The following is a 23,628-nucleotide window of genomic DNA, read 5'->3' on the forward strand; positions in this document are numbered from 1 at the left end:
TTCCGTGCATGTGCCACATCCGTGCCGCTGCTTAGGCTCTCTTCGAAATACCGCGGCGAAGAGGGGACCCCGTCTCATGTCCGAACTGGTCCGTAAGGATTACACGCCCCCGGAGCTTCGGCCCGAGGCCCTCGTATCAGTCGGCACCGCCGAGGAGATCAGCACCGACGTCCTGATCATCGGCTCCGGCATGGGCGGTTCCGCGCTGGCCTGGGCGCTGAAGGACTCCGGTCTTGACGTGCTCGTGGCCGAGCGGGGCCATTTCCTTCCGCGCGAACCCGAGAACTCGCAGCCCGCCGAGATGTATCTCAAAGGCCGGTACAAGAACGCCGGCTATTGGTACGACGGCAGCAACGGCAAGCCGTTCGCGCCGGGCGTGTATTACTGGGTGGGCGGAAACACCCGTTTCTACGGGGCGATGCTGCCCCGATTCCGGCGCAGCGACTTCACCGAGGTGGAACACCACGAGGGTGTCTCGCACGCCTGGCCTTTCGGTTACGACGACCTGGAGCCCTTCTACACCGCCATGGAGGAGCTGCTCCAGGTGCACGGGCAGACCGGCGAGGACCCGACCGAGCCGTCCCGCTCCAAGCCCTACCCCTACCCGGCGCTCCAGCACGAACCGGAGATCGAGCGGTTCTCCCGGTCGCTGCGCAGGCAGGGCCTGCACCCGTTCCACACCCCGAACGCCCTGAACATCAGCACGCAGGCCGACCGCGCCGCCGTGACGACCGCCGACGGCTGTCCGGACGACACGGGCATGAAGTCCGACGCCGAGAACCGGCTCCTGCTGCCCGCGCTGAGCGACGGCGTGAAGATCCTCACGGGTGCGGAGATCACCCGCCTGATCACCTCGTCCGACGGCCGGAAGGTCGTCGCCGCCGAGGCACGGCACGCGGGCCGGATCATCCGCATCAACGCCAAGTCCTTCGCCCTCGCCGGAGGAGCCGTCAACTCGGCCGCGCTGCTGCTGCGTTCGGCCGGCGACGCGCACCCCCAGGGGCTCGCCAACTCGTCCGGACTGCTGGGCCGCAACTACATGGTCCACAACAGCACGTTCTTCGTCGGGGTCAACCCGCTGCGGACGAACCCCACCAAGTGGCAGAAGACGCTCGGCCTGAACGACTTCTACGAAGCCGGACCGGGGACGCGCTTCCCGCTCGGGAACCTCCAGATGCTGGGCAAGCTGCAGGCGCCCATGCTCAAGCCCGCGCGTCCGTGGGCCCCGACCTGGGCCCTGAAGCTCATGGCGGCCAGGAGCCTCGACATCTACCTGACGACCGAGGACCTCCCGTCCCGGGACAACCGGGTGCGCGTGGACGGCGACCGCGTCCTCATCGACTGGACACCGACCAACCTCGCACCCCACCACGAACTGGTGCGCCGGGTGACCCGGGCGGTCCGCAAGGCCGGCTATCCGCTGATCTTCACCCAGCGGATGGGCATCGAGACCAACTCCCACATGTGCGGAACGGCCGTGGCCGGTCACGACCCGACGCGGAGCGTGCTCGATCCCCTGTGCCGCAGCCATGACGTCGAGAACCTCTGGCTGGCCGACTCGTCGTTCTTCCCGTCCTCAGCGGCACTCAACCCGGCTCTGACGATCGGGGCGAACGCACTGCGCATCGCCCCGTCCCTCGCGCGGGCGACGAAGGCCTCGTAGCGGTCAGGTCCGCCGCAGCGTCGGCTTGCGCAGCAGGTCGTGTCCGCGCACGGCCAGCTGCAGCCGCTGCTGGTTGCTGACCTGGGTGAGGTCGAGACCGAGGATCTCGGAGAGCTTGTCGAGCCGGTGGTAGAGGGTGCGCCGCTGGATGAAGAGTTCCTCCGCCGCGCGTGCCTTGTTGCCGCCGCAGTCGAGGAACGTGCGCAGGGTGGGCAGCAGAGGATTCTTCGCCAGCGCGTCGTGTTCGAGGAGCGGACCGAGTTCGTCCTCGACGTACCGCCTCAGCTCGGGCCCCTCCGAGAGGGCGACGAGCAGGCGCAGTGCTCCCAGGTCGTCGAAATGACGCACCTCCGCGGTCGAGGCCGCCGCGGCGACGGACGCCGCGCTGCGGCTCTGGCGCAGCGCCAGCGGAAGGGCCGCCGGCTCCACGATCCGGCTGACGCCGGCCCGTACCCCGTGATCGGCGAGCAGCGTCCGGACATGGTCGGCGTCCTTGCGTGCGGGCAGGCCCACGACCGCCACGTCGAAGTCCCCGGTGTCGCCCACGACGGCGGGCCAACCGGTGTCCTGCAGAAGGCGGGCAAGGAGGTGATCCTTGGTGGGCTCCTCGTCCCCCGCCCATGCCGTGACGACGATCAGATCCCGGCCCCGCAGGTCCTGACCGAGCGCCAGGCCGAGGATCACGAACCGCTCTCCGGTGATGTCGCCGAGCAGCAGCCGGTTGAGCAGTGCCGTCTGGCGCTGGGAGGCGCGGGCGCCGCTCTCCCGCTCGCTCAGCAGCGAGATCGCGATGGCCGCGGCGGCCCGCTCCAGCGTGCGCAGTTCGGGCGGGCTCGGCCGCTGCCCGCCGTGCAGAAGGTGCAGCCAGCCCCATGACTCGCCCCGGAGCACCACGGGCTGGCGGGCGCAGGGCGCGACCTCGCGGAACGAGGCCGCCGGGGCGGTGGGGACCCCGGGATCCTGCGTCGCGAGCGAGGTGTGGCGTTCGTGGATCGCCCGGGAGTGCGCACTCCACTCGTCCACGACCCGGTCGGCCTCCGGCGTCGCGCCGCCGTACGCCAGCATCTGGTGGGCGACGTCCTCCAGCACCACGGGGTGCCCGGTGCGCCGGGCCAACTCCCTGACCACGCCGACGTAGTCCTCGTCCGCCAGGAGCAGGTCCATGAACGCCTGGCTGGTGGCCTCCTCGGCGATCAGCTGTTTCACGCGCATCCCGACGAGCACCTCGTGGACCTGCGCGGAGGTCTCGACGAAGGGAATCTCGTCGGCGAGTCCCACCAGGGGCAGGCCGACCGCTTCCGCCTCCTCGATCACCGCCTCCGGCATGGCGTCGAACATGCGCCCGGCCAGTTCGACGACGAGCACGGCCGCGTGGGCGTCCGCGAGCCGCCGGATGAAGGCACGCTGCTCCAGCGACGTCGCCCCCATGCCGAGGCCGGCCGTCAGCAGCATCTCCTGACCCGTGAGAAAGCGGTGGATGTCCGGGATCTCACCGGTGTGCACCCAGCGCACGGGACGGCCGAGATTTCTCTCCCCGGCGTACACACGCACGGTCGTGCGCGTGAACACCTCGAGCTCCAGCGCGGCGCGAACAGTCAGGACTTCAGCCATGAACCACTACCTCGGTGTGTGCAGGACGCGCGGCCAATATTGCACACACTGTGCCTGTCCTCACACCCCCCGTTTCCCCAGACTTCAGGGCAAGCCCGCAGGCACGACCCGTGCAAGGAGTGCAGAGTGTCAGCCCAACACCAGACCATCAAGGCTCCTGTCGCCGTGAAGACGTCCCGGACCAGCCGTCCGGAAATCATCGAGACCGTCGCGGACGTGATCGCCGACGTACGGGCCAACGGCGACGCCGCCGTGCGCCGCTGGTCGCAGAAGTTCGACGACTGGAGCCCGGAGTCCCACCGGCTCGGTCCCAACCAGATCGCCTCCGTCGTCTCCTCCGTCCCCGAGACCGTCCTCGACGACCTGCGGTTCGTGCAGAAGCAGGTCCGCGGCTTCGCCCAGGCGCAGCGGGACTCCCTCACCGCCTTCGAGGTGGAGACCCTGCCCGGCGTGTTCCTGGGGCAGCGCAACATCCCCATCGGAGCGGCCGGCGCCTATGTACCCGGCGGCCGCTACCCCCTCACCGCCTCGGCCCACATGACCGTCCTGACGGCCAAGGTCGCCGGTGTCGAACGGGTCGCCGCGACGACTCCGCCGGACCGGGGCGCCCCGCCGCCCGTCAGCATCGCCGCGATGCATCTGGCCGGGGCCGACGAGATCTACGTCATGGGCGGCGTCCAGGCCGTGGCAGCCCTGGCGCTGGGCACCGAGACGATCGACGCCGTCGACATGCTCGCGGGGCCCGGCAACGCCTTCGTGGCGGAGGCCAAGCGCCAGCTGTTCGGCGAGGTCGGCATCGACCTCTTCGCCGGACCGACCGAGGTGCTGATCGTCGCCGACGACACCGCGGACCCGTTCGTGGTGGCGACGGACCTGCTGTCCCAGGCCGAGCACGGACCCGACTCCCCGGCCGTCCTCATCACGACCTCCGAGGAGGTGGGCAGGCAGACCATCGCCTGGGTGGACAAGCTCCTGCCCGACCTGCCCACCGGCGGGGTCGCCGGCCCTGCCTGGCGCGACCACGGCGAGGTGATCGTGGTCCCCACCCTGGACGCCGCCTACGCCCTCGCCGACGAGTACGCCAGCGAGCACGTCCAGATCCTCACCGCCAAGCCCCGCGAGGCGCTCCACCGAATGCGCAACTACGGCGCCCTGTTCCTCGGGGAGAAGACCTGCGTCGCGTACGGCGACAAGGTCATCGGCACCAACCATGTGCTGCCCACCCTGGGCGCGGCCCGCTACACCGGCGGCCTCTGGATCGGCAAGTACCTCAAGACCGTGACCTACCAGGAGGTCCGGGACCCCGCGTCCAGTGCCCGGCTCGGCGAGATCTGCGGCAGGGCCTCGCGCATCGAGAACTTCGAGGGACACGCGCGCTCGGGAGACGTCCGCGCCGCGCGCTACGGATCGGCCCGTCTGGACTGGACCGACCACACCTTCGAGCAGAGCTGATCCGCGATGACGGATCGCGACTTATGCCGGCGCGCTGAAGCAGTCCGGCAGCCGTTCGACAAGGAGCACCTCCAGCACCTCCCCCTAGACCCACGGAGATCGTCATGTCAGCCACCGACCACGAGGCGCATTCAGCGCCCGCATCCACCCCCGTAGGCCGCTCGGACGGGGCACCGAGCCCTGTCTCCTCGGCCGCGGACGCGGAAATGCTCGCCGTACTCGGCTACGAGCAGAAGTTCGACCGCAAGGTCAGCCTGTGGGGGAACTTCGCCCTGGGCTTCGTGTACCTCTCGCCCCTCGTGGGTGTCGTGTCCCTCTTCGCGGTCGGTCTGGCGACGGCCGGCGGACCGTCCATCTTCTGGATAGGCATTGTCGGGGCCGGGCAGTTCCTGGTCGCGCTGGTCTTCGGTGAGGTCGTCTCGCAGTTCCCGCTCGCCGGCGGGCTGTACCAATGGGTGAGACGGCTGTGGAACGGGCGCTACGCGTGGTTCAACGCGTGGATCTACATCTGCACCATCACCATCGGTATCACCAGCACCGCACTCTTCAGCTCGGACTTCCTGGCCAGCCTCTTCGCGGGAACCGCCGACGCACCCGGCATCAGCTCCACCCCCGCCCAGCGTCTGTGGATCGCGATCGGTATGACCGTCGTCTGTCTGATCTGCAACTGTTTCGGCACCAGGACCCTGGCCCTGATCTCGAAGATCGGACTCGCCGCGGAACTGATCGGCATCGTTCTCGTGGGCCTCTACCTGCTGATCTTCGAACGGCACAACTCCGTCTCGATCTTCTTCCAGACCAGCAGCTCCAACCACGACAGCTACCTCGTGGCCTTCATTGCCGCCTCGCTCGTCGGACTCTTCCTCTTCTACGGCTTCGAGGCGTGCGGCGAGATCGCGGAGGAAGTCCCCAATCCCTCCCGCAGCATCCCGCGGGCCATGCAGTTGACCGTGGCCGTCGGTGGAGTGGCCGCGCTCCTCGCGTTCGTCGGTTACGCGCTCGCTGCTCCGGACCTCGCCTCGATCCTCTCGGGCAAGGACACCAACCCGATCCCCTCGATCCTGCAGAGCTCGCTCGGCATCGTGGGCACGAAGGTGGTGCTCGCGGTCACCATCACGTCCTTCATCGCCGGTGTGATGAGCCAGCAGGCCGCCGCCAGCCGGATCGTCTTCTCCTTCGCCCGCGACGACATGTTCCCGGGATCCCGCGTCTTCTCGAAGATCTCCCGCAAGCACCGCGTCCCCATGAACGCGTTGCTGGCCGTGAACGTCGTGCCGCTGTTGATCTACGTGTTCGTCTACTTCTCGCCCGGCTCCCTCACCAAGATCGTGTCGTTCCAGGTGCTGGCCGGATACGCGGCGTTCATGATGGTCGTGCTGGCCGCGCTGCGGATGCGTCTGAAGGGCTGGCGTCCCGCCGGAGCCTGGACCCTCGGCCGCTGGGGCTTCGTGGTGAACGTGGCGGCCCTGGTCTACGGCGTGCTCGGGATGATCCTGCTCGCCCTGCCCACCGGCGGTGCGGGGACCTCGTTCGTGGACCAGTGGATCGCACTCGTGGGCTTCCTCGTGGTCTCGGCGGTGGGTCTGGTGTACCTGCTGACCATGAAGCCGGACCGCAAGTCCACCGCGCCGGAAGGTGACGCGATGGAGGTGGCCGAGCGCCTGCGCAGCCGCGCCGCTGCCCTGGAGAGCACGACCGGAGGGAACCCCGCATGACACGCGTCCTGTATCTGTACGGAGGCTGGCCCGGCCACAAGCCCTACCAGGTGGCCGAGGAATGGGCCCTGCCGATCTTCAGGAACCTCGGCTTCGACGTCGACGAGACCAACGACATCTTCTCCCTCGACGCCGACCTCACCGGCTACGACCTCATCGCCCTCAACTGGAACAACGCCCTGCTGTCCGAGGGGCTGACCGCAGCCCAGGAGTCGAACCTGCTGGGGGCGGTGGAGAACGGCACCGGGATCGCCGCCTGGCACGGCGCGGCCGCCGCGTTCCGCACCAGCCTCAAGTACCACTGGCTCCTCGGCGGCAGCTTCCTCGAACACCCCGCCGGCGAAGGCGTGAAGTACCCCTACGAGGTCACCGTCACGGACACCGGCCATCCCGTCACCGCCGGGGTGAAGGACTTCGGGGTCGCCTCCGAGCAGTACTACATGTCGGTCGACCCCAACAACCACGTCCTCGCCGAGACCGCCTTCACCGGCGAACACCTGCCCTGGCTGGAGGGAAAGACGATCCCCCAGGCATGGACCCGCACCTGGGGCGAGGGCCGCGTCTTCTACAGCGCGGTCGGACACGACCTCGACGACCTCCAGAACCCGGACGTCACCCGCCTGTGCACCCAGGGCTTCGCCTGGGCCGCCCGTCAGAACGCCTGACCCCCACCGTCCGACCCGAGCTGATTGGGAACACACCATGCCCGTCCTCACCGGAGGCCAGATCGTCGCGCGGACCCTGCGCAACTACGGGGTCGACGTCGTAGCCGGAATCCCCGGCCACGGCATCTGGTCACTGACCGACGCCTTCCTCGACGACGAGTCCAGGATCCCCTTCATCCAGACCTTCCACGAGCAGAGCGCCGTCCACCTCGCCGACGGCTACTACCGCGTCACCGGCCGCCCGCAGGCCGCGGTGACCTCCATCGGCGCCGGCGCGAGCAACACCGTCATCGGCATGGGCACAGCGTTCACGGACTCCACCAGTGTTCTCGTCGTCACGGGCGGCCCGCCGACCCACATGCGCGGCCACGGACTGCTCCAGGAACTCGACCGCTACACGGCGAACGACTTCCCCAAGGTGGCCGAGGCCGTCAGCAAGCGGCACTGGGTCGTCACCCGGGTCGAGGAGCTCCCCTTCGTCCTGCACCGCTGTTTCAACTCCATGCTGACCGGCCGCCCGGGCCCGGTGCACCTCGAAGTCCCCATGGACGTACAGGCCGAGGCGGCGAACGTCGAACTCCACGACCTGGAGCGGCGCATCCCCGTCGGCCGCCAGCACCCCGACCCGGAAGCCGTGGAACGCGCGGTGGACGTGCTGCTCGCGGCGACCCGGCCGGTCATCGTGGTCGGCGGCGGTGCGATCACCTCCGAGGCCTCCGACCAGGTGCTCGCGCTCGCCGAGCGGTGGCAGATCCCGGTGGTCACCACGTGGAACGGCAAGAGCGCCTTCCCCGAGGACCACGAGCTGTTCGCCGGTAGCGTCGGCCAGACCGGCACGATGACCGGCAACGCGATCGCGAGCTCCGCCGACGTCGTGATCTCGGTCGGCTGCCGCTTCACCGACTGGTCCGCCTCCAGCTACGCCAAGGGCATCAGCTTCTCCATCCCGCCCGCGAAGCTCATCCACATCGACATCGACCCGCACGAGATCGGCAAGAACTACCCCGCCGAGGTGGGCATCGTCGCCGACGCCCAGCGGGCCGTGGCCGCGATCGTCGACTCCCTGCCCTCCCAGGGCGTCGACCGCTCCGAGTACCTCGCCGAACTCGCCCGGCTCAAGCAGGACTGGGAGGAGAAGCTCGCAGGCCGCCGCGACAGCGACCGCTTCCCGTTCACCTCCCAGCGCCCGCTCGGCGCCCTGCGCAACGTGCTCCCGCGTGACGCGATCATCGTCGCGGGCTCGGGCAACACCCAGGGAGCGGTCAAGCAGACCTTCCCGGTCTACTCGCCGCGCACCCACCTCACCTCCGGCGGCTTCTCCTCCATGGGCTGGGCGATCCCGGCCGCCGTCGGCGCCAAGCTGGCCCGGCCGGACAGCCCGGTCGTGTGCGTCCTCGGCGACGGCGACTTCCTCATGACCTCCCAGGAGATCGCCCTGAGCGTCACCGCCGGCGCACCGGTGATCTTCGTGGTCCAGAACAACGCGGGCTACATGTCGATCCGCGGCGGCCAGCGCAAGCAGACCTCGCGCCACATCGGCACCGAGTTCTCCCACCCCGACGGCTCGCCGTACAGCCCCGACTTCGCGGCCATGGGCCGGGCCTTCGGGATCGAGTCGTGGAAGGTGAACGACGCCGCCTCCCTGGAGCCGACGCTGCGCAAGGCCGTCCAGTCCGGGGCCCCCGCCGTGATCGAGGTCCCCACGGACCGCGACGCCGCGGGCCCCTGGGTCCCCGGCTGGTGGGACTTCCCGATCCCGGCGTACATCAAGGACGAGCGCCAGGACGAGTACGACCGCATCAGGGCCACGGAGCAACACCTCTGACCCGCCCCACACCTGGCACCACCGCCCGCCCGCGCAGCCGAGACCCGGCGGCACGGGCGGTCGTCTTTCCCGCAAGGACTCGGCAACCATGAGTGTGCGGGAGCACGCCGACAACACGGGTCCTCACAACGTGATCGTGCAGCAGGCGACGCGCGGGGTGCTCGGTACGGACGGCCAGGACATCAATCCCTCCAGATCGTCGAGGCGATCAGGGGAAATCCGCATCACCAGGGCGGATGTGTGAGACTCCTGGTCTGTCATTCCGGTGTATCAGGTGCGGGGCGGGATGTAGCCATGCTGAGAGTCGGGTTTGTCCGGGAGTTCTTCGCGGATCCCGTCGATCTTCCCGGAATCCACGAGCTCACGCGCTCGGACTCCAGGGAATGGCAAGAGACCGCGGCTTTCGCCGTCGCCTATCTCGCGGCCTCCCCGGTGGTCGCCGAATTCACCGAGACCGAGCAGTGCCTGCTGGGTTGCGGCGAGAACCTCGTGGGCTGTTCGTCATTGTTCACCGACGGCTCCTGGGTCTGGCGCGGTGACCTCAGGCACTACGTGGGACGCCATGGCGTGACACTGCCGACCGAGTTCGTCGGGCGGATGGGCGAGTGCGACGGGGGGCCGCCGATCGGTGACGTCGACGCGTCGGTGGCGCGCCTGGCCTTGCAGACAGCGTGGCAGGTCGCCTGACGGACGCACGGTCGTTGTTGAGGATGGACACGACGCAGTGACAGGCCCAAGGACGGAACGCCGGTCCGCCGGCACCGGGCCCTGCCGGACACGCTGTGCGCTGGACGGGAATCCGGCGCCGGGCGTCCGCGCGGGACATCGCCGACCTCGACGGCGGGCAGCCGCTGAGGGGCGTCGGGTTCACGCAGGGCATCGGCGGGGGAGGTCGAGGCACCACGGAATGCTGTCGGTCGGCGGTTCGCCGGTGTGGCGTACGGTCACCGGCGGTTCGCGGGAGTACGTCGACCTGATCGCCGAGCAGATCGGCGAGATCCGCACCGGCACCCCGGTACGAGCCGTGCGCCGGTACGCCGCCGGTGCCGAGGTGACCGCGGCCGACGGCACCACCGAGTCGTACGACTCCGTGGTCGTCGCGGTCCATCCGGACCAGGCGCTGCGCCTGCTCGCCGATCCGGCCGACCGGGAGCGGGAGGTGCTCGGCGCGTTCCGCCACTCGCGCAACACCACGCTCCTGCACACCGGCACCCGGCTGCTGCCCCGCGCCCGGGGCGCCCGCGCCTCCTGGAACTACCTCATGCCGTCCTGCACGGCGGGCGCGGACCGGGTGCGGGTCAGCTACGGCATGAACCGGCTGCAACCCCTCGACGCCACCGAGACGTTCGTCGTCACCCTCGGCGGCGAGGAGCGGGTCGACCCCGCCCGGGTGCCGGCCCGCATGCTCTATGAACACCCCGTCTGCACCCCGGAATCGGTGGCCGCCCAGCGACGGCTGCACGAACTGGCCGGTGACGTCTGCGTGTTCGCGGGCGCGCCTGCCACGGCTGGGGGTTCCACGAGGACGGCTGCCGCTCGGGAGTCAAGGCCCGCGGCGCTGGGAGCGCGCCGGTGAACGCCGTACCGGCCCGCTACGCCTGCACGATCCGGCATGTGCGGACCACCCCTTGGCGGTGCCTGCTGACGCCACCGCACGTACATGTGCCTCGTCGACCCCGACCGCCCTCCTCGACTGCCGGTGCCGCTGCGGCCGTTGGCCCGCTTCGCCCGCGGCCACTTCACCGGCGACCAGCCGTCCCTCCGCGCAGGTCTCGACGCCTACCTCGCCGGGCACGGCATCGACCTGGAGGGCAGGCCAGTGGTGATGCTCCCCCACGCCCGGGTGCTCGGGTACGTGTTCAACCCGATCACCCTCTACTGGTGCCACGGCCCCGACGGTGACCGGCGCTGCGTGGTCGCCGAGGTCCACAACACCTACGGCGGCCGGCACGCCTACCTCCTGGACCCGGACGAGACCGGGACGGCTCACGCCGACAAGGAGTTCTACGTCTCACCCTTCCTTCCCGTGGACGGCCGTTACCGCATGCGGCTGCCGAGGCCGGGACCCCGGCTCGACCTGACCGTGCACCTGGACCGCGAGGACGGCCGCACCCTGACGGCCACCGTCCACGGCACCCGTCGCGCGGTGACCGTCCCGAACCTGCTGCGCCTGACGCTGCCCCACCCGTGGTCCACCCTCGCCGGGTCGGCGGCGATCCGCTTCCACGGCATCCGCCTCCACCTGCGGGGCCTGGCCGCCCAGCCTCGACCCGAGCAGCACACCCCGGGAGAACCTGACATGATCACAGCGGACTCGGTATCGATGAGAGCGCTCTCGCGATGCAAGGTAGAGCACAGAGAGCCGCGTCGCGCCCCCCTCCCGGCTCCGCCCGGCGCGAAAACCAGTACCGGAGAGCGCCCTGGATCACGCCGGTACTGCCACCGTCCGGCGTCCGGCGTCCGGCGTGCGCTCGGTGCGGCCACACTGTCGTCGCCGTTCAGGTCTGACAGCGGTGACCATCGACGGTGATGTACTTGGGCGCCGAGTTGTTTGTGGTCGAGGCCCCCAGGTAACCCAGCGACTGCGTGTCGCCGGCCGCAACCATGCGGTCGTAGTCAGCGGGGGTGATCATGACCATATCTCCGTCTTGTGTGAATTCTCCGTTCCACATCTGCGTCACGCGCTGGCCGTCCTCGTACGTCCACTGGACCGTCCAGTCGACGATCGTTGCCCGCGGTGTGATCCGCACTTCGGCCTGGAAGCCGCCGGGCCACTGTTTCACCAACGTGTAACTCGCCGTGCAGTAGACGTCCGGTTCCTCCGTCGAGCCGGCCGAAAGCGACGGCGACACGCCGCTGGTGACGGGCATGGACGCGCGATGAGCGGACGAGGCGGAGGGAGGGGGGGCATCGGTGGGTGAAAGGGAAGTGCCGTGTCCCGCCGACGCCCCAGGGGGCGCTGTGGTCGCCCCCTGGTCCGACGCGGGCGTCGACTCCCATGGCGTGCCGGTGAGAACGATGATCATGCCGACCGCGGCCAGCAGGACGACAGCGCCCGCCCAGGCCGGCCGTCCCCGCAGGGACGCCTGCCACCCCGCCGCCCTGTGCCGCCGTGTCCTGTACGCCGATCCGCTTCGGTGCGGCCTCGCCGCGATCTTGCGCCGGTCCAGGTACGCTTCCCCGCCCCAACCCAGGACAGCCGTGACAAGCACTCGGGGCAGGTCGTCATACACCCTCAGGCACGCAGCGGTCTCACCGCACCGCGCACACCCCTCCAGATGCTGTTGCAGGTCGTCCGGCGCCCGCTCCTGCGGCGACCGCGTCGTCGCCTCCAGCAGCCCCAGGTAGCCATGGCACTCCCCATGCGAGTCCGCCACGTCGACCGCGCGCACCCACAGACAGCGCCGGCGGAATGCACCTGTGACCCGGGCGACCTCCCGTTCCGTGCTTGGCGCCCACATCCCGGCGTCGGCGTCGTTGCGGGCGGGCAGGCCCTCGACCTGGGCCGCCCAGAGCAGCTCCGCGTCCGCGGGCGCCATACGCTGCAACGCCCGCAGCGCCAGCGGCTGCAGTTCCGGGCCGCGGGACCGCTGCGCCGACCGCTCGTACAACCAGCCGCTCAGCTCCCCGTTGAGCCACTTGCCCTGCCCCTGCGTCTGCCACACGTCCGCCATCTCGAGTACCGCCATCAGCAGCAGCGGCAGCCACGGCAGTCGCTCGCCCTCACGCCGCCACTCGACCGCCAGCGTGAACGCCTCGTCCGTCAACTGCTCGGCCACCGCGAGACCCTTCGTGCACAGCTCGGCGTAGCACAGGACCGCTTCCCGGTAATCCTCCAGAGATGCTTCTTCAAACCCCGCCTCGGGCGCGGACATCTGCGGCGGTGCTGGAGGCAAGGACTGGTCGGCCATGAAAGTACTCATTCCGAAATCTCCCCAGGGAGTTACGGGGATGACGCTCTTACGGGTTGAGGGATGACGCCGGAGAGGAACATCCCTCAACGGCTGCAGGCATGGGCCTGGCCCCGGGGAGGGGGGCCGCCCGCGAGGTGACCAGCCGGTGTCAGCCGGTGGCGCTCGAGACAGACACGTAGTCCACCTTCATGGGGGCGCCCGAGACGGTGCCGGAGGCGGGAGTGGCAGCCAGGCCGTTGGAAAGCTGGTTGGGGAAGCTGCCGCCCATGGCGAGGTTCAGCAGGATGAAGTCGCCGTGGTTGGTTGCCGCGTTCCAGGTGGCGGCATCCAGCTGGTCGGAGGTGACGGTGTGGTAAAGCACGCCGTCGACGTACCAGCGCAGTTGCTGGGGGCCGGTGGAGCGGTCCCACTCGAAGCTGTAGGTGTGGAAGTTGCCGGCGCAGGCCGAGTTCGGGCAGGCCTGGCTCGCGCCGAGGCCGCTGGTCTCGTTGCACGGGCCGCCGGGGTCGATGCCGCAGTGCAGGGTGCCGAACACCTTGTTCAGGCCGTTGACGTTCTCCATCACGTCGAACTCACCCCCGCTCGGCCAGTTCCGGGGGTTGTCGCGCACTGAGGCGCCCAGAGCCCAGAAGGCGGGCCAGTAGCCCTGGGCGGCCTCGCCCGTGACGTCCGGCTGTTGGATGCGGGCTTCTATGCGCAGCTTGCCACCGGCAGGCGGCTGGAAGTCGCTGCGGCGGGTCTCTATGCGGGCGGACGTCCACCGGCCGTCCCAGAGCTTGATCGGGGTGATGACCAGGTTGCCCTGGCCGTCCTGCTGGAGGTTGCCGGTGTTCCAGGTGTATGTCTCGACCTCGCCGGTGCCCCAGTGGGCGGGGCCGCCGGGGTAGCTGGTGCCGCTATCGATGATCCAGTCGCTGCTGGAGGGCGGTGTGCCGGCCGGACCGGAGAAGTCGTCGCTCCACACCCGGTGCCAGCCGCCGGACAGATCCGGCTCGGAGGCGTTGGCGGAGCCGTACAGCCCGAAGCCGAGCAAGGCCAGACCGGTCATGGCTCCGATCACGGCCGCACATCTGCCACGGGTTTTCCTGCTGTGTTTGTTAGGCATGGACGGGTGGCCTCCGTGCGGGAAGGAACGTGGAAATAGGCGAGATTCGGCCACTCGCGGACTGGCGAAAATTCGCCCCCGTCACTGTGACCCTCGCCGACCGGGTGGTCAAGACTTGGGTTTGAAAACGCTCTCACATTGCTGGCTCCGGCCAGGATCGACCGTGGGCCAGAGGTGTACGGACAGAAGAAACAGGCGCCTTCCGGCACTGCCGCCTGACCTCCGCCCGCGGCACCGCGTCCCTGTAGAAGGCACGCCAACACCTGCGACTTCGGTTTCGCCGCTCGGGGTGCCTGCCACTTCCGCTGCTTGGCCGCGTTGTTGACCGCCACCGCACCGGTTGGCCGGCATCCGAAGTGAGAGTGAAGCGGCGGCTGCCGCAGAAGACGTGGGCAGGGTCCCCCTGCCAGGGCGAGCGCGGACAGCTGACGGCCTCGATGACGGACCTAGGCGACATCAGTCGTCCGGCGGGCCGGACGCCAGGCGAAATATGACCGAGCGCCCCAGGTGAGAACCGCCTCGGCGATCAGTACACCAAGGCGGTCCCCCGAGTGATCGAACTGCTCGGCGGCGTACCGGCAGTGCTGACAGCCTGCGATGTGGTGCTGGAGATCGGGCACCAGATGGGTGCCTCCGCGCTGGACGGAGACTTCCAGCAGCCGGCTGAAAGGCAGACACATCTCGTCCGGAGCCAGGTCGCGGTGCGCCGCAACGCATGCATGCCGGAAGAGGGCACGCGAGGACTCCAGCCTGTCCGCAGCCGTCTCGGGGGCGATTCCGAGGAGGACGGCCTGCGCCTCCACCTTTTCCGCGTCGACCTCGACATGCCACAGCAGGCAGCGAGCGGGCTCCGGCAGCCGCTGGAAGGCCTGGTGGACCAGTCGGCGGTTCTCCGGGGTGGACGGGTGAGCGCCCGCCTGCCCGTAACGGAATTGAAGATCTGGGTGAAGCCAGGCGCCGCGCCTCGGGTCCTGAGCCCAGTCCGCGGCGACGCGGTGCACGGTGGCCAGCAGTTCGGAGCGCCAGGCGGCCTTGGGCCCGGCCATCCGTTGTGTGTTGAGGAAGACCCGGGTGAATGCGGACGCAGTGAGGACGCCTGCGGCGGCGCCCTGCGCCGTGCACAACTCGGCGTACTCGAACACCGGTCGCCAGTGGCGGGCCAGCAGTTCCTCGTAGGGCCATTGGGCCGGCTTCTTCCCCGGAGCATTTCTCAACTGACCCGCCAGGCCCTCGTCCGAGTGGTCGATACGATGGAGGAATGGGGAGGTGTTCCCTATTGGCGCATCCCACACCGTGGGTTCCTTTCACGTGGTGTCATGCGTGGTGGCCTGGCGAGAGTCGCTCCGCTCCGGCTGCCCCAGGACCTTTCCGAAGTCCCCTCGGTCCGTGGCGGTTTCAGCCCCGGCCAGGGCCATGACCAGTCCTGGCCGGGCTGCGATTCGTGTCTCGTGCTCAGCCCGCCGGGCTGCTGCTGGACGTGGTGCTCGTGGTGCTGCCGTCCGAGCGGTAGACGGACACGTAGTCGACGAGCATGGACAGGCCGGACTTGGTGGTCGAGCTGGGGGTGGCGTGTCCGGCCACGGGGTCGGGGAAGGCTCCGCCCATGGCCACGTTCAGCAGCAGGTAGTGGCCGTGACCGGTCGCCGCGTCCCAAGTGGCCTCGTCGACCTGGGATTCGTTCACGGAGTGGTACTGCACCCCGTCAACGTACCAGCGCAGTTCCTGCGGGGAGGCGCTGCGGTCCCACTCGAAGGCGTAGGTGTGGAAGTTGCCCGCGCAGGCCGAGTCAGGGCAGGAGCGGCTTTCACCCACGCCGAGGGTCTCGTTGCAGGGGCCTCCGGGATCCGTGCCGCAATGCAGGGTGCCGGACACCTTGTCGGCTCCGTTGGCGTTCTCCATGATGTCGAACTCCCCGATGCCCGGCCAGTTGGTGAAGTTCCCGCGGAAGGCGCCACCCAGAGTCCAGAACGCCGGCCAGTACCCGTCGGCCGCATCGCCTGTGACGTCGGGAACCTGGATCCGGCTCTCGATGCGCAGCTTGCCCCCGGCCGGTGGTTCGAAGTCGCTGCGCTGGGTCTCGATCCGGCCGGAGGTCCAGTTGCCCTCCGCGTCCTCGATCGGGGTGATCTTGAGGTTTCCGTTGCCGTCCTGCTGGAGGTTGGCGGTGTCTGAGGTGTATGTCTCAACCTCGCCGGTGCCCCAATGAGCCGCACCGCCCGGGTAGCTGGTGCCCGTGTCGATGATCCAATTGTCGCTCGACGGCAAGGTGCCGGCCGCACCGGAGAAACCGTCGCTCCAGATGAGGTGGAACCCGTCGGGGGCTGAGGGCTCGTCGGCGCTGGCAAAGCCGTACAGGCCGCCGCCGAGCAGGACCAGGCCGCTCAGTGCCCCGAGCGCAACCCTGAGCGGCTGGCGGGAGCGGCGGACGTGTCGACGATGGGTGAAGTGCTTGCGGTGCATCAAGAGATGACCTCCACGAGAGGAGAAACGGGAGGTGCGGCTCCGGGACCAGGAGACAACTGACTCCCACGAAAGGGTGCTCGCGTCGCTGTGGTGCGCCACTCTGACCCTCCTTGATTGAAGGCGTCAATAGTTAATCCTGAGAGCGCTCCCAAAAACACAAAATGTTCAATTCGTGAAGACAAGTGGAGCAACTCTCACCATTGACCCCGCTCCACCACCCTGACTCCAGAGGCAATCTCGAAGCCAGCAACCCGGAGTGCCGGTGGAATGTCGGCCGGTCAACGCAGACCCGAGCGAACCTTGACCTGCCCTGCACGGGACAGCACAATGTGGCCACTCTTGAGAGCGTTCTCAGGTTGCACCGTATACAGGACGAGGAGGCCCGCATGGCTGACGTGCAAGGCCACGACGAGGACCGCACAACTGCGAACCGCCGTGTTTCGAACATCACCCGTCGGACACTCATCGGGACCAGCACCGCCGTCGCGGCGCTGTCCGTCCTGGGCTCCGGCGCGGCACGTGCGGCCACCGCCACCCCGGAAGCCACAACACGCGGAGGCGCCCGGGAGCGCGGCTACGCCTTCCTCGACGCGGCCATGGACGGCTACCCGGACTCGGGCAAGACACGTCTGGCGCAGAGCTACACCGACCAGGCGGGTCTGTTCAGCACGGCGTTCACCTGCGACAACGCGCTCACGATCCTCGCCTACCTGGCCCGCCCCGGCGCCGTCTCGCGCACCAGAGCCGTGGCCCTGGGTGACGCGCTGCTGTACGCGCAGGCCCACGACCCCCAGTACGACGACGGCAGGCTCCGTCAGGCGTACAACGCGGGTCCGTACGTCTTCTACGACGGCTCCTCCCAGCCTGACGGCTTCGTCCACGCGGACGGCACCGTGAACGTCGGCACCCAGTTCGGGTTCACCGGTACGGCCGTCGGGGACATGGCGTGGGCGGGCATCGCTCTGGCCGCACTCGCCGAACGCACACATCAGCACCGGTTCCTGGCGGGTGCCGTGCGGATCGGCACCTGGGTGGAGACCAACGCTCGCACCGGCCAGCCGCTCGGCGGCTACACCTTCGGCGTCGACGGCGGCAACAACAAGCTCCCCTACTCAGGCACCGAGCACAACATCGACCTGGTCTGCCTCTTCGGGCGGCTCGCCCGCCTGACCGGCAACAGCGTCTGGCTCAAGCGGCGGGCCCGCGCCGCCGAGTTCGTCGGCAGGATGTGGGAACGCTCCGGCGGGTTCTTCTACACCGGCACCAACGACGGCACCACCATCAACACCTCCCCGATCCCGGAGGACACCCAGACCTGGAGCTATCTGGCACTTCGCGACCGCTACCACGGCCGGTCCCTGGACTGGGCGGCGTCCCATCTGAAGGTGCTGGACACCACCGGCCGGCCCAACAGCACGGTCCCCGCCGGGCAGTCGTACGAAGGCGTCACCTTCAGCTCGGCGTCCCTCACGGCGAACGAGGACGCCCCCATCGCTCAGTTCCAGCCCAAGCCCGACCAGAACGGCGTCTGGTTCGAGGGCACCGCCCACCTGGCCCTGGCCCTGAGGGAACGCCAAGCGCCCGGCGACACGCAGCTCGCCGCCCGCCTCATCACCTCCATCGAGCAGGCGCAGGACCGGCTCGGCCAAGGCCAGACCGTGGGCGGCAAGGCGGTTGCGGAACAGTCGGGCGTGGTGTCGGCCAGCAGCCCCCTCGACACTGGTTTCGGCTTCGGCTACTACCCCTACAAGCACATCGGTGCCACAGCCTGGTACCTGCTCGCCGCGGCCCGCACCAACCCGCTCCGCGGGATCTGAACCACTGCCGGAACCCGGTGTTGGCTCGGAAGCGTGCCGTCACCCTCCCAGTGTTTCTCAGACCACTCCCCCAACCATGCACATGTGCACATGCCAAGAAACGGTTCTCCATGTCCATAGCGAGACGTGTCACCGTGCGCCGCCTGCTGGGGACGGGCGCCGTGTCGCTCGCCCTCAGCGCCGCCTCCCTCGCCTCGTACGTCGCCCACGGTCCGTCCTTCGGCACCTCCGGCAAGGCTCCAGCGCACGGGCATCAAGTCCGCGCCGGGCGCGACCTGAACCGGCACCGCAAGGCGGGTCGTCCGCAGGAAGCCCTCAACCGTGCACACGGGTATGGGCGGGCGTGTCCGTGCCCTCCTGGAAGGAAGTGACGTCTATCGCGCGCTGCTGTTACGGGTGCTGACAACCCGCAGTCCGACCCCCACGGCACGAACCCGGGAAACCATGAAACGAGCCGAAATCCTCACCGGACATGTCCGCTTGGAACAGCAGCGAGGTTGAGCATCAAGGTCAGGCGGTGGCTCGCCGGATCAGGCGGGTCGGGGTGACCACGGAGGACGACGGACGGCCTGCGTTCTCCCCCTTCGTCCGCCTCTCCAGGTCGCGCAGCAGCAGTCGGACCATCAGCCGGCCCATCTCCTCGATCTCCTGACGGACCGTCGTCAGCGGCGGGTCGGTCAGCTCGGCCACCGAGGCGATGTCGTCGAAGCCGACGACCGCGACGTCCTCCGGCACCCGGCGCCCGGCTTCGCGCAGGACACGCAGTGCGCCGCCGGCCATGACATCCGAGGCGACGAAGACGGCGTCCACCTCGGGAACCCTCTCCAACAGCTCCGCCATGGCGCGTGCACCGCCGGCCTCGGTGTAGTCCCCCTCGACGACAAGCCGGGGATCGGCGTCCATCAGGATGTCGTGGTAGCCGTCGAGCCGGTCCACGGAGGCCGTCTGGTCGAGGGGCCCGGTGATCGTCGCGATGTGCCGGCGTCCCAGTGACAGCAGATGGCGGACGGCCTCGCGAGCACCGCCGCGGTTGTCCGAGTCGACATAGAGGAGACTGCGGTCGCCCTCCGACCCCGGCCAGCCGGGACGGCCGCCGAAGACAGTGGGCAGTCCCACCCGGCGGGTGATGGCGGGCAGCGGGTCCTCGGCGTGCAGGGAGAACAGCAGGGCGGCGTCCACATGCGCCCCGGCGAGGTACCGGCCGATACGGTCGTAGTCGGCCGCGCCCTCCACCAGCAGCAGGACGAGCTGGGTGTCGTGGGCGGTCAGCTCCCGGCTGATGCCGAGCAGCTGCTGCGCGAAGAAGGGATTGGCGAAGACCTTGGTCTCCGGCTCCGCGACGATGACCGCGACCGCCCCCGTGCGCCGCGTGACCAGGGACCGGGCCGCCTGATTCGGCACGTACCCCAGCTCATCCACGGCCCGGCGGACCTTCTCCACCAGGGCTTCGCGCACCCCGCTGCCCCCATTGACGACACGCGAGACGGTGGCCCGGGACACGCCCGCCCGTTCGGCGACAGCCTCCAAGGTGGGACGGTGCGCGGAGATCTGATCGGACAAGGAACGCTCCTCTCGGGACAGCAACAGCGTAGCTGCCCGTGCAGGAACCCGAGCACCACCTGCCAGAGAGCGCTCTCCTCATCCTAATGGGACCACCCCGAGTCGGCCCGTTCAGGTGAGCGTGAAGCGGTGGACGTTACGGGGGCACCGAGCCGCTCAGGCATACGGCAGCCCGCCGTGCTCCACGACGTCCGCGTACCAGCGGGCACTGTCCTTGAGTGTGCGGCGCTGGGTGGCGAAGTCGACGTGCACCATGCCGAAGCGCTTGCTGTAGCCGTACGCCCACTCGAAGTTGTCCAGCAGGGACCACAGGAAGTAGCCGCGGACGTCCGCGCCGGCCGCCATCGCCTGGTGCACCGCCTTGAGGTGCGAGCGCAGATAGGCGATCCGGTCCGGGTCGTGGACCTGTCCCTCGGGGTCGGCGTAGTCGTCGTAGGCGGCGCCGTTCTCTGTGATGATCAGCGGGGTGTCCGGCAGCTCGTCGCGTAGCCGGGTGAGCAGCTCGTAGAGGCCGTCGGCGTCCACCGGCCAGTCCATGGCGGTGCGCGGGCCCGGTGCGGGCACGAAGCGTGCATGTGCCGGTGCGGCGGGCCAGGGCGAGGGTGCGGGGTGGGAACCGGCGGCGACCACGGTCGGGGTGTAGTAGTTGATGCCGAGGCTGTCGATGGGGCGGGAGATGGCGGCCAGATCGCCGTCCTGGACGAAGGACCAGTCAGTGAACATCGCAGTGTCGGCGCGCAGGTCCTGCGCGTAGTGGCCGTGGAAGACCGGGTCCAGGAAGATCCGGTTGGCGAGTGCGTCGATCCGGCGCGCCGCGTCCGCGTCGGCCGGGCTGTCGGTCAGTGGGCGGATGGCCGCGAGGTTCAGCGTCAGCGACACCTCGGCCGAAGGGTGCACCAGCTCGCGCAGCACGCCGACGCCCAGGCCATGGGCCAGGTTGAGGTGGTGTGCCGCCCGCAGCGCGGCGCCGGGCTCGGTGCGGCCCGGTGCGTGGACTCCTTCCGCGTAGCCGAGGAACGCCGCGCACCATGGCTCGTTCAGCGTCGTCCAGGTCTGTACACGGTCGCCGAGCGCTTCCGCCACCAGCGCGGTGTAGTCCGCGAACCGCTGGGCCGTGTCGCGTTCGGGCCAGCCGCCGGCGTCCTCGAGTTCCTGCGGAAGGTCCCAGTGGTAGAGGGTCACCACGGGGCGAATGTCGTGGGCGAGGAGTTCGTCGACCAGGGCGCGGTAGAAGTCGAGCCCCTTCTGGAGGGCCGGGCCGCGTCCCGTCGGCTGCACACGTGGCCAGGACACGGAGAATCGGTAGTCGGTCAGGCCCAGCTCGGCCATGAGCGCGACGTCCTCGCGCATGCGGTGGTAGTGGTCGGCGGCGATGTCTCCGGTGTCGCCGTTGTGGACCTTCCCCGGTGCTCTGCTGAAGGTGTCCCAGATCGACACCGTGCGGCCGTCCTCGTTCGCGGCCCCTTCGATCTGGTAGGCGGCGGTGGCCGCGCCCCAGCGGAACGTCGGCGGGAAGGTCAGCGCGGAGTCGGTAGCCGGGTGGGGGACGAGGGTCGTCATCGGGTCTCCGTCGGGGTCATAGAGGATGCCTGTCATGCACCGTGCGGCGAGGTGTGTGGCCGTCGTGATTCCGCACCCGTCGCCGTGTGACGTGTGCTGATGCCGGTGGCGTAAGCAGGTGGATCGGCCCCCGCCCAACGGCTGTGTGGTCCGAGCGCGGCGGGGCGGGGCGGGATGGAGCGCGCAGGGACAGGGCTCGAAGAGCGGGGGCCGGCTTCAGGGGGTGCTGCGCGCCCGGGATGTCGGCGCAGTAGGGGGCGTGGGGATCGCGCTATCCCTTGACGGCGCCTTGCATGATGCCGCCCACGATCTGCCGGCCCAGGAGGCCGAAGACGAGCAGCACCGGCAGCGTGCCGAGCAGGGTGCCGGCCATGATGACGGACTGGTCGTGGACGTATCCCCCGCCGAGCTGCCGCAGGGCGACCTGCACGGTCGGCTCCTGCGAGGTGAGGGCGATGACCGGCCAGAAGAAGTCGTTCCACGAGGCCATGAAGGTGAGCATGCCCAGTACGGCCATGCCGGGCCGCGCGACGGGGATGACGATGCTCCAGAAGATCCGCGCCGTGGACGCGCCGTCGACGCGGCCGGCCTCGATCAGCTCGTCGGGCAACGCCTGCACGAGGTACTGGCGCATGAAGAACACGCCGAACGCCGACACGAGCCCGGGAAGGATGACGGCCTGGAGCTGGTCGATCCAGTGCAGTTTGGCGATGAGCATGAACAGCGGGATCACCCCCAGCTGCGGCGGGATCATCATGGTGCCGATGGTGAGCGCGAGCAGCGCGCTGCGCCCTTTGAACTTCAGTTTGGCGAAGGCGAAGCCGGCGAGCGTCGAGCACAGCACGGTGCCCACCGTCACCGACCCCGAGACGATCAGCGAGTTGAGCAGGGCCTTGCCGATGTCGGCCTGGTCCAGTACCTGCCGGAAGTTGTGGATCAGGTTGCCGCCGGGCAGGAGCGCCGGCGGGGTGCTCGCCAGTTCCGCGTTGGAGCGGGTGGCCGCCACGATCGTCCAGTAGAAGGGGAACGCTGAGACGAGCGCGGCGACGATGAGGATCGCGTACGCCAGGCGACCGCCGTGCTGATGGCCCGCCGCCCGCCCCCCGCGCGGGCGGCGGGCCGGACGGGCTTCAGAGGATGCCTGCTCGGTGTGACGCGGCGTGGCCAGTGTGGTCATCGCTGGGCCTCCTTGCGGGTGCGGCGACGCGCGATCGCGGTGTTGACCAGCACCAGCAGGACGATGAGGACGAACATCACCCACGCGGTGGCGGCGGCCCGCCCTAGGTGGAAGAAGCCCCAGCCCTCTTGGTACATGTACAAACCGAGGGTCTGGTACTGGTGCGAGATGCCGCCGGACATGTTGCCCTCGAACAGCAGGGGCTCACCGAACAGCTGGGTGGCTCCGATCGTGGACACCACGACGGTGAACAGGATGGTCGGCCGCAGTCCGGGCAGGGTGACGTGCAGGAACTGCCGCCAGCGGGAGGCGCCGTCCAGCTCAGCGGCCTCGTACAGGTCGGCGGGGATGGACTGCATGCCGGCGAGGTAGATCAGCGCGTTGTATCCGGTCCAGCGCCAGATGACGATGCTGGAGACGGCGATCTGCGAGGCGAGCGTGCCGGACTGCCAGTCCACCGGCTGGACGCCGGCCAGGCCGAGCAGGTAGTTGATCAGCCCGAAGTCGCGGCCGAAGAGCTGGGCGAAGACCAGGGTGGCGGCGGCCACCGACGTGGCGTACGGCAGCAGCATGGTGACCCGGAAGAGAGTGCGGCCGCGCAGCTTGTAGTTGAGCAGGTGGGCCAGTCCCAGCGCCATCAGCAGCTGCGGGACGGTGGAGATCACACCGATGGTGAAGGTGTTGCGCAGCGCGGTCCAGAAGTACTCGTCGCCGAAGAGCGCGGTGTAGTTGCCCAGGCCCCGCCACTGCATCTCGCCCGGGGCCTGGAGCTCGACGCGGTAGAGGGAGACGTACGCGGTGTAGAGCAGGGGGAACAGCCCGAAGGCGGCGAACAGCGCGAAGAACGGGGTGACGTAGGCGTAGGGCGACAGCTTGGCCAGGCACCGCCGCAGGGGGGCCGGCGGCCGCGCAGCCCGCGCCGGGGCGGTGGCGGTCAGGGTCATCATGAGACTTTCGGTCGGGAGCGAGATCGGGAAAACGTGGGCGGACCCCTCAGGGGACGGGCGCGAAGGACCGTTGGGGGACGGCCTTCGCGCCCGGGAGACAGTCGGCCGACCGGGTGCGAAGGACTGGCCGGGGCGGGCGCCCTTCACACCCGAG

The 23,628-nt window shown here is 69.3% G+C and carries 18 protein-coding genes and 2 pseudogenes; 11 read left to right on the plus strand and 9 right to left on the minus strand.

What is annotated here, in order from left to right:
- Positions 1-76 precede the first annotated feature (76 nt).
- Positions 77-1,663 (plus strand): GMC oxidoreductase, encoded by a 1,587-nt coding sequence (locus tag LJ657_RS15480; protein WP_232649174.1) that lies wholly within the window; start codon positions 77-79, stop codon positions 1,661-1,663.
- 3 nt (positions 1,664-1,666) lie between these two features.
- Here LJ657_RS15480 and LJ657_RS15485 read toward each other — a convergent pair whose 3' ends face one another.
- Entirely contained in the window at positions 1,667-3,274 is a 1,608-nt protein-coding gene (locus tag LJ657_RS15485; RefSeq protein WP_232649175.1) for a PucR family transcriptional regulator, read from the minus strand.
- Between the two features lie 126 nt (positions 3,275-3,400).
- On the opposite strand from LJ657_RS15485, the gene hisD reads away from it, so the two are divergent.
- The 8 genes and pseudogenes from hisD to LJ657_RS15525 form a co-directional block, all read left to right on the plus strand.
- On the plus strand, positions 3,401-4,726 hold the full coding sequence (gene hisD, locus LJ657_RS15490) for a histidinol dehydrogenase (protein WP_232649176.1): 1,326 nt from the start codon (positions 3,401-3,403) through the stop codon (positions 4,724-4,726).
- A 104-nt stretch (positions 4,727-4,830) separates the two neighbouring features.
- A complete protein-coding gene (locus tag LJ657_RS15495) occupies positions 4,831-6,441 on the plus strand; it encodes an APC family permease (protein ID WP_232649177.1) in 1,611 nt (536 codons plus the stop codon).
- Complete coding sequence (locus tag LJ657_RS15500) at positions 6,438-7,106, plus strand: ThuA domain-containing protein (protein WP_232649178.1); 669 nt, start codon at positions 6,438-6,440, stop codon at positions 7,104-7,106. The genes LJ657_RS15495 and LJ657_RS15500 overlap by 4 nt, the downstream gene beginning before the upstream one ends.
- 37 nt (positions 7,107-7,143) lie before the next feature.
- Positions 7,144-8,931, plus strand: coding sequence for a thiamine pyrophosphate-binding protein (locus tag LJ657_RS15505; RefSeq protein ID WP_232649179.1), 1,788 nt, complete (start codon positions 7,144-7,146; stop codon positions 8,929-8,931).
- An 88-nt stretch (positions 8,932-9,019) separates the two neighbouring features.
- Positions 9,020-9,175 (plus strand): hypothetical protein, encoded by a 156-nt coding sequence (locus tag LJ657_RS15510; RefSeq protein WP_232649180.1) that lies wholly within the window; start codon positions 9,020-9,022, stop codon positions 9,173-9,175.
- 50 nt (positions 9,176-9,225) lie between these two features.
- Positions 9,226-9,618 (plus strand): hypothetical protein, encoded by a 393-nt coding sequence (locus LJ657_RS15515; protein WP_232649181.1) that lies wholly within the window; start codon positions 9,226-9,228, stop codon positions 9,616-9,618.
- A gap of 211 nt (positions 9,619-9,829) precedes the next feature.
- Positions 9,830-10,491 (plus strand): annotated as a pseudogene (locus LJ657_RS15520) (FAD-dependent oxidoreductase); the annotation flags it as partial.
- A 12-nt stretch (positions 10,492-10,503) separates the two neighbouring features.
- Positions 10,504-11,218 (plus strand): annotated as a pseudogene (locus tag LJ657_RS15525) (DUF1365 domain-containing protein); the annotation flags it as partial.
- Between the two features lie 211 nt (positions 11,219-11,429).
- On the opposite strand, the gene LJ657_RS15530 reads toward LJ657_RS15525, so the two are convergent.
- The 4 genes from LJ657_RS15530 to LJ657_RS15545 all read right to left on the minus strand — a co-directional run bounded on the left by LJ657_RS15530 (position 11,430) and on the right by LJ657_RS15545 (position 16,410).
- On the minus strand, positions 11,430-12,854 hold the full coding sequence (locus LJ657_RS15530; protein WP_232649182.1) for a cellulose binding domain-containing protein: 1,425 nt from the start codon (positions 12,852-12,854) through the stop codon (positions 11,430-11,432).
- A 139-nt stretch (positions 12,855-12,993) separates the two neighbouring features.
- On the minus strand, positions 12,994-13,893 hold the full coding sequence (locus tag LJ657_RS15535; RefSeq protein WP_372487918.1) for a glycoside hydrolase family 16 protein: 900 nt from the start codon (positions 13,891-13,893) through the stop codon (positions 12,994-12,996).
- A gap of 503 nt (positions 13,894-14,396) precedes the next feature.
- On the minus strand, positions 14,397-15,164 hold the full coding sequence (locus tag LJ657_RS15540) for an RNA polymerase sigma factor (RefSeq protein ID WP_232649183.1): 768 nt from the start codon (positions 15,162-15,164) through the stop codon (positions 14,397-14,399).
- 238 nt (positions 15,165-15,402) lie between these two features.
- The gene (locus LJ657_RS15545; RefSeq protein ID WP_308117037.1) at positions 15,403-16,410 is read right to left on the minus strand and encodes a glycoside hydrolase family 16 protein; all 1,008 of its coding nucleotides are present in this window, start codon (positions 16,408-16,410) and stop codon (positions 15,403-15,405) included.
- A gap of 389 nt (positions 16,411-16,799) precedes the next feature.
- Here LJ657_RS15545 and LJ657_RS15550 point away from each other — a divergent pair, with 389 nt between their 5' ends.
- Together LJ657_RS15550 and LJ657_RS15555 are read left to right on the plus strand one after the other, a co-directional pair.
- Positions 16,800-18,230, plus strand: a complete 1,431-nt coding sequence (locus tag LJ657_RS15550) for a Tat pathway signal sequence domain protein (protein ID WP_232649184.1) — start codon at positions 16,800-16,802, stop codon at positions 18,228-18,230.
- Between the two features lie 110 nt (positions 18,231-18,340).
- Positions 18,341-18,601, plus strand: a complete 261-nt coding sequence (locus LJ657_RS15555; protein WP_232649185.1) for a hypothetical protein — start codon at positions 18,341-18,343, stop codon at positions 18,599-18,601.
- A 139-nt stretch (positions 18,602-18,740) separates the two neighbouring features.
- Here LJ657_RS15555 and LJ657_RS15560 read toward each other — a convergent pair whose 3' ends face one another.
- From LJ657_RS15560 to LJ657_RS15575, 4 genes are all read right to left on the minus strand, one after another.
- Positions 18,741-19,790, minus strand: coding sequence for a LacI family DNA-binding transcriptional regulator (locus LJ657_RS15560; protein WP_232649186.1), 1,050 nt, complete (start codon positions 19,788-19,790; stop codon positions 18,741-18,743).
- Positions 19,791-19,946: 156 nt separating this feature from the next.
- Positions 19,947-21,350 (minus strand): GH1 family beta-glucosidase, encoded by a 1,404-nt coding sequence (locus LJ657_RS15565; protein WP_232649187.1) that lies wholly within the window; start codon positions 21,348-21,350, stop codon positions 19,947-19,949.
- A gap of 271 nt (positions 21,351-21,621) precedes the next feature.
- A complete protein-coding gene (locus LJ657_RS15570; protein WP_232649188.1) occupies positions 21,622-22,527 on the minus strand; it encodes a carbohydrate ABC transporter permease in 906 nt (301 codons plus the stop codon).
- Complete coding sequence (locus LJ657_RS15575; protein ID WP_232649189.1) at positions 22,524-23,471, minus strand: carbohydrate ABC transporter permease; 948 nt, start codon at positions 23,469-23,471, stop codon at positions 22,524-22,526. The genes LJ657_RS15570 and LJ657_RS15575 overlap by 4 nt, the downstream gene beginning before the upstream one ends.
- Positions 23,472-23,628: the final 157 nt, after the last annotated feature.

The sequence above is a fragment of the Streptomyces guryensis genome, from assembly GCF_021261325.1.
GTDB classification, from domain to species: domain Bacteria; phylum Actinomycetota; class Actinomycetes; order Streptomycetales; family Streptomycetaceae; genus Streptomyces; species Streptomyces guryensis.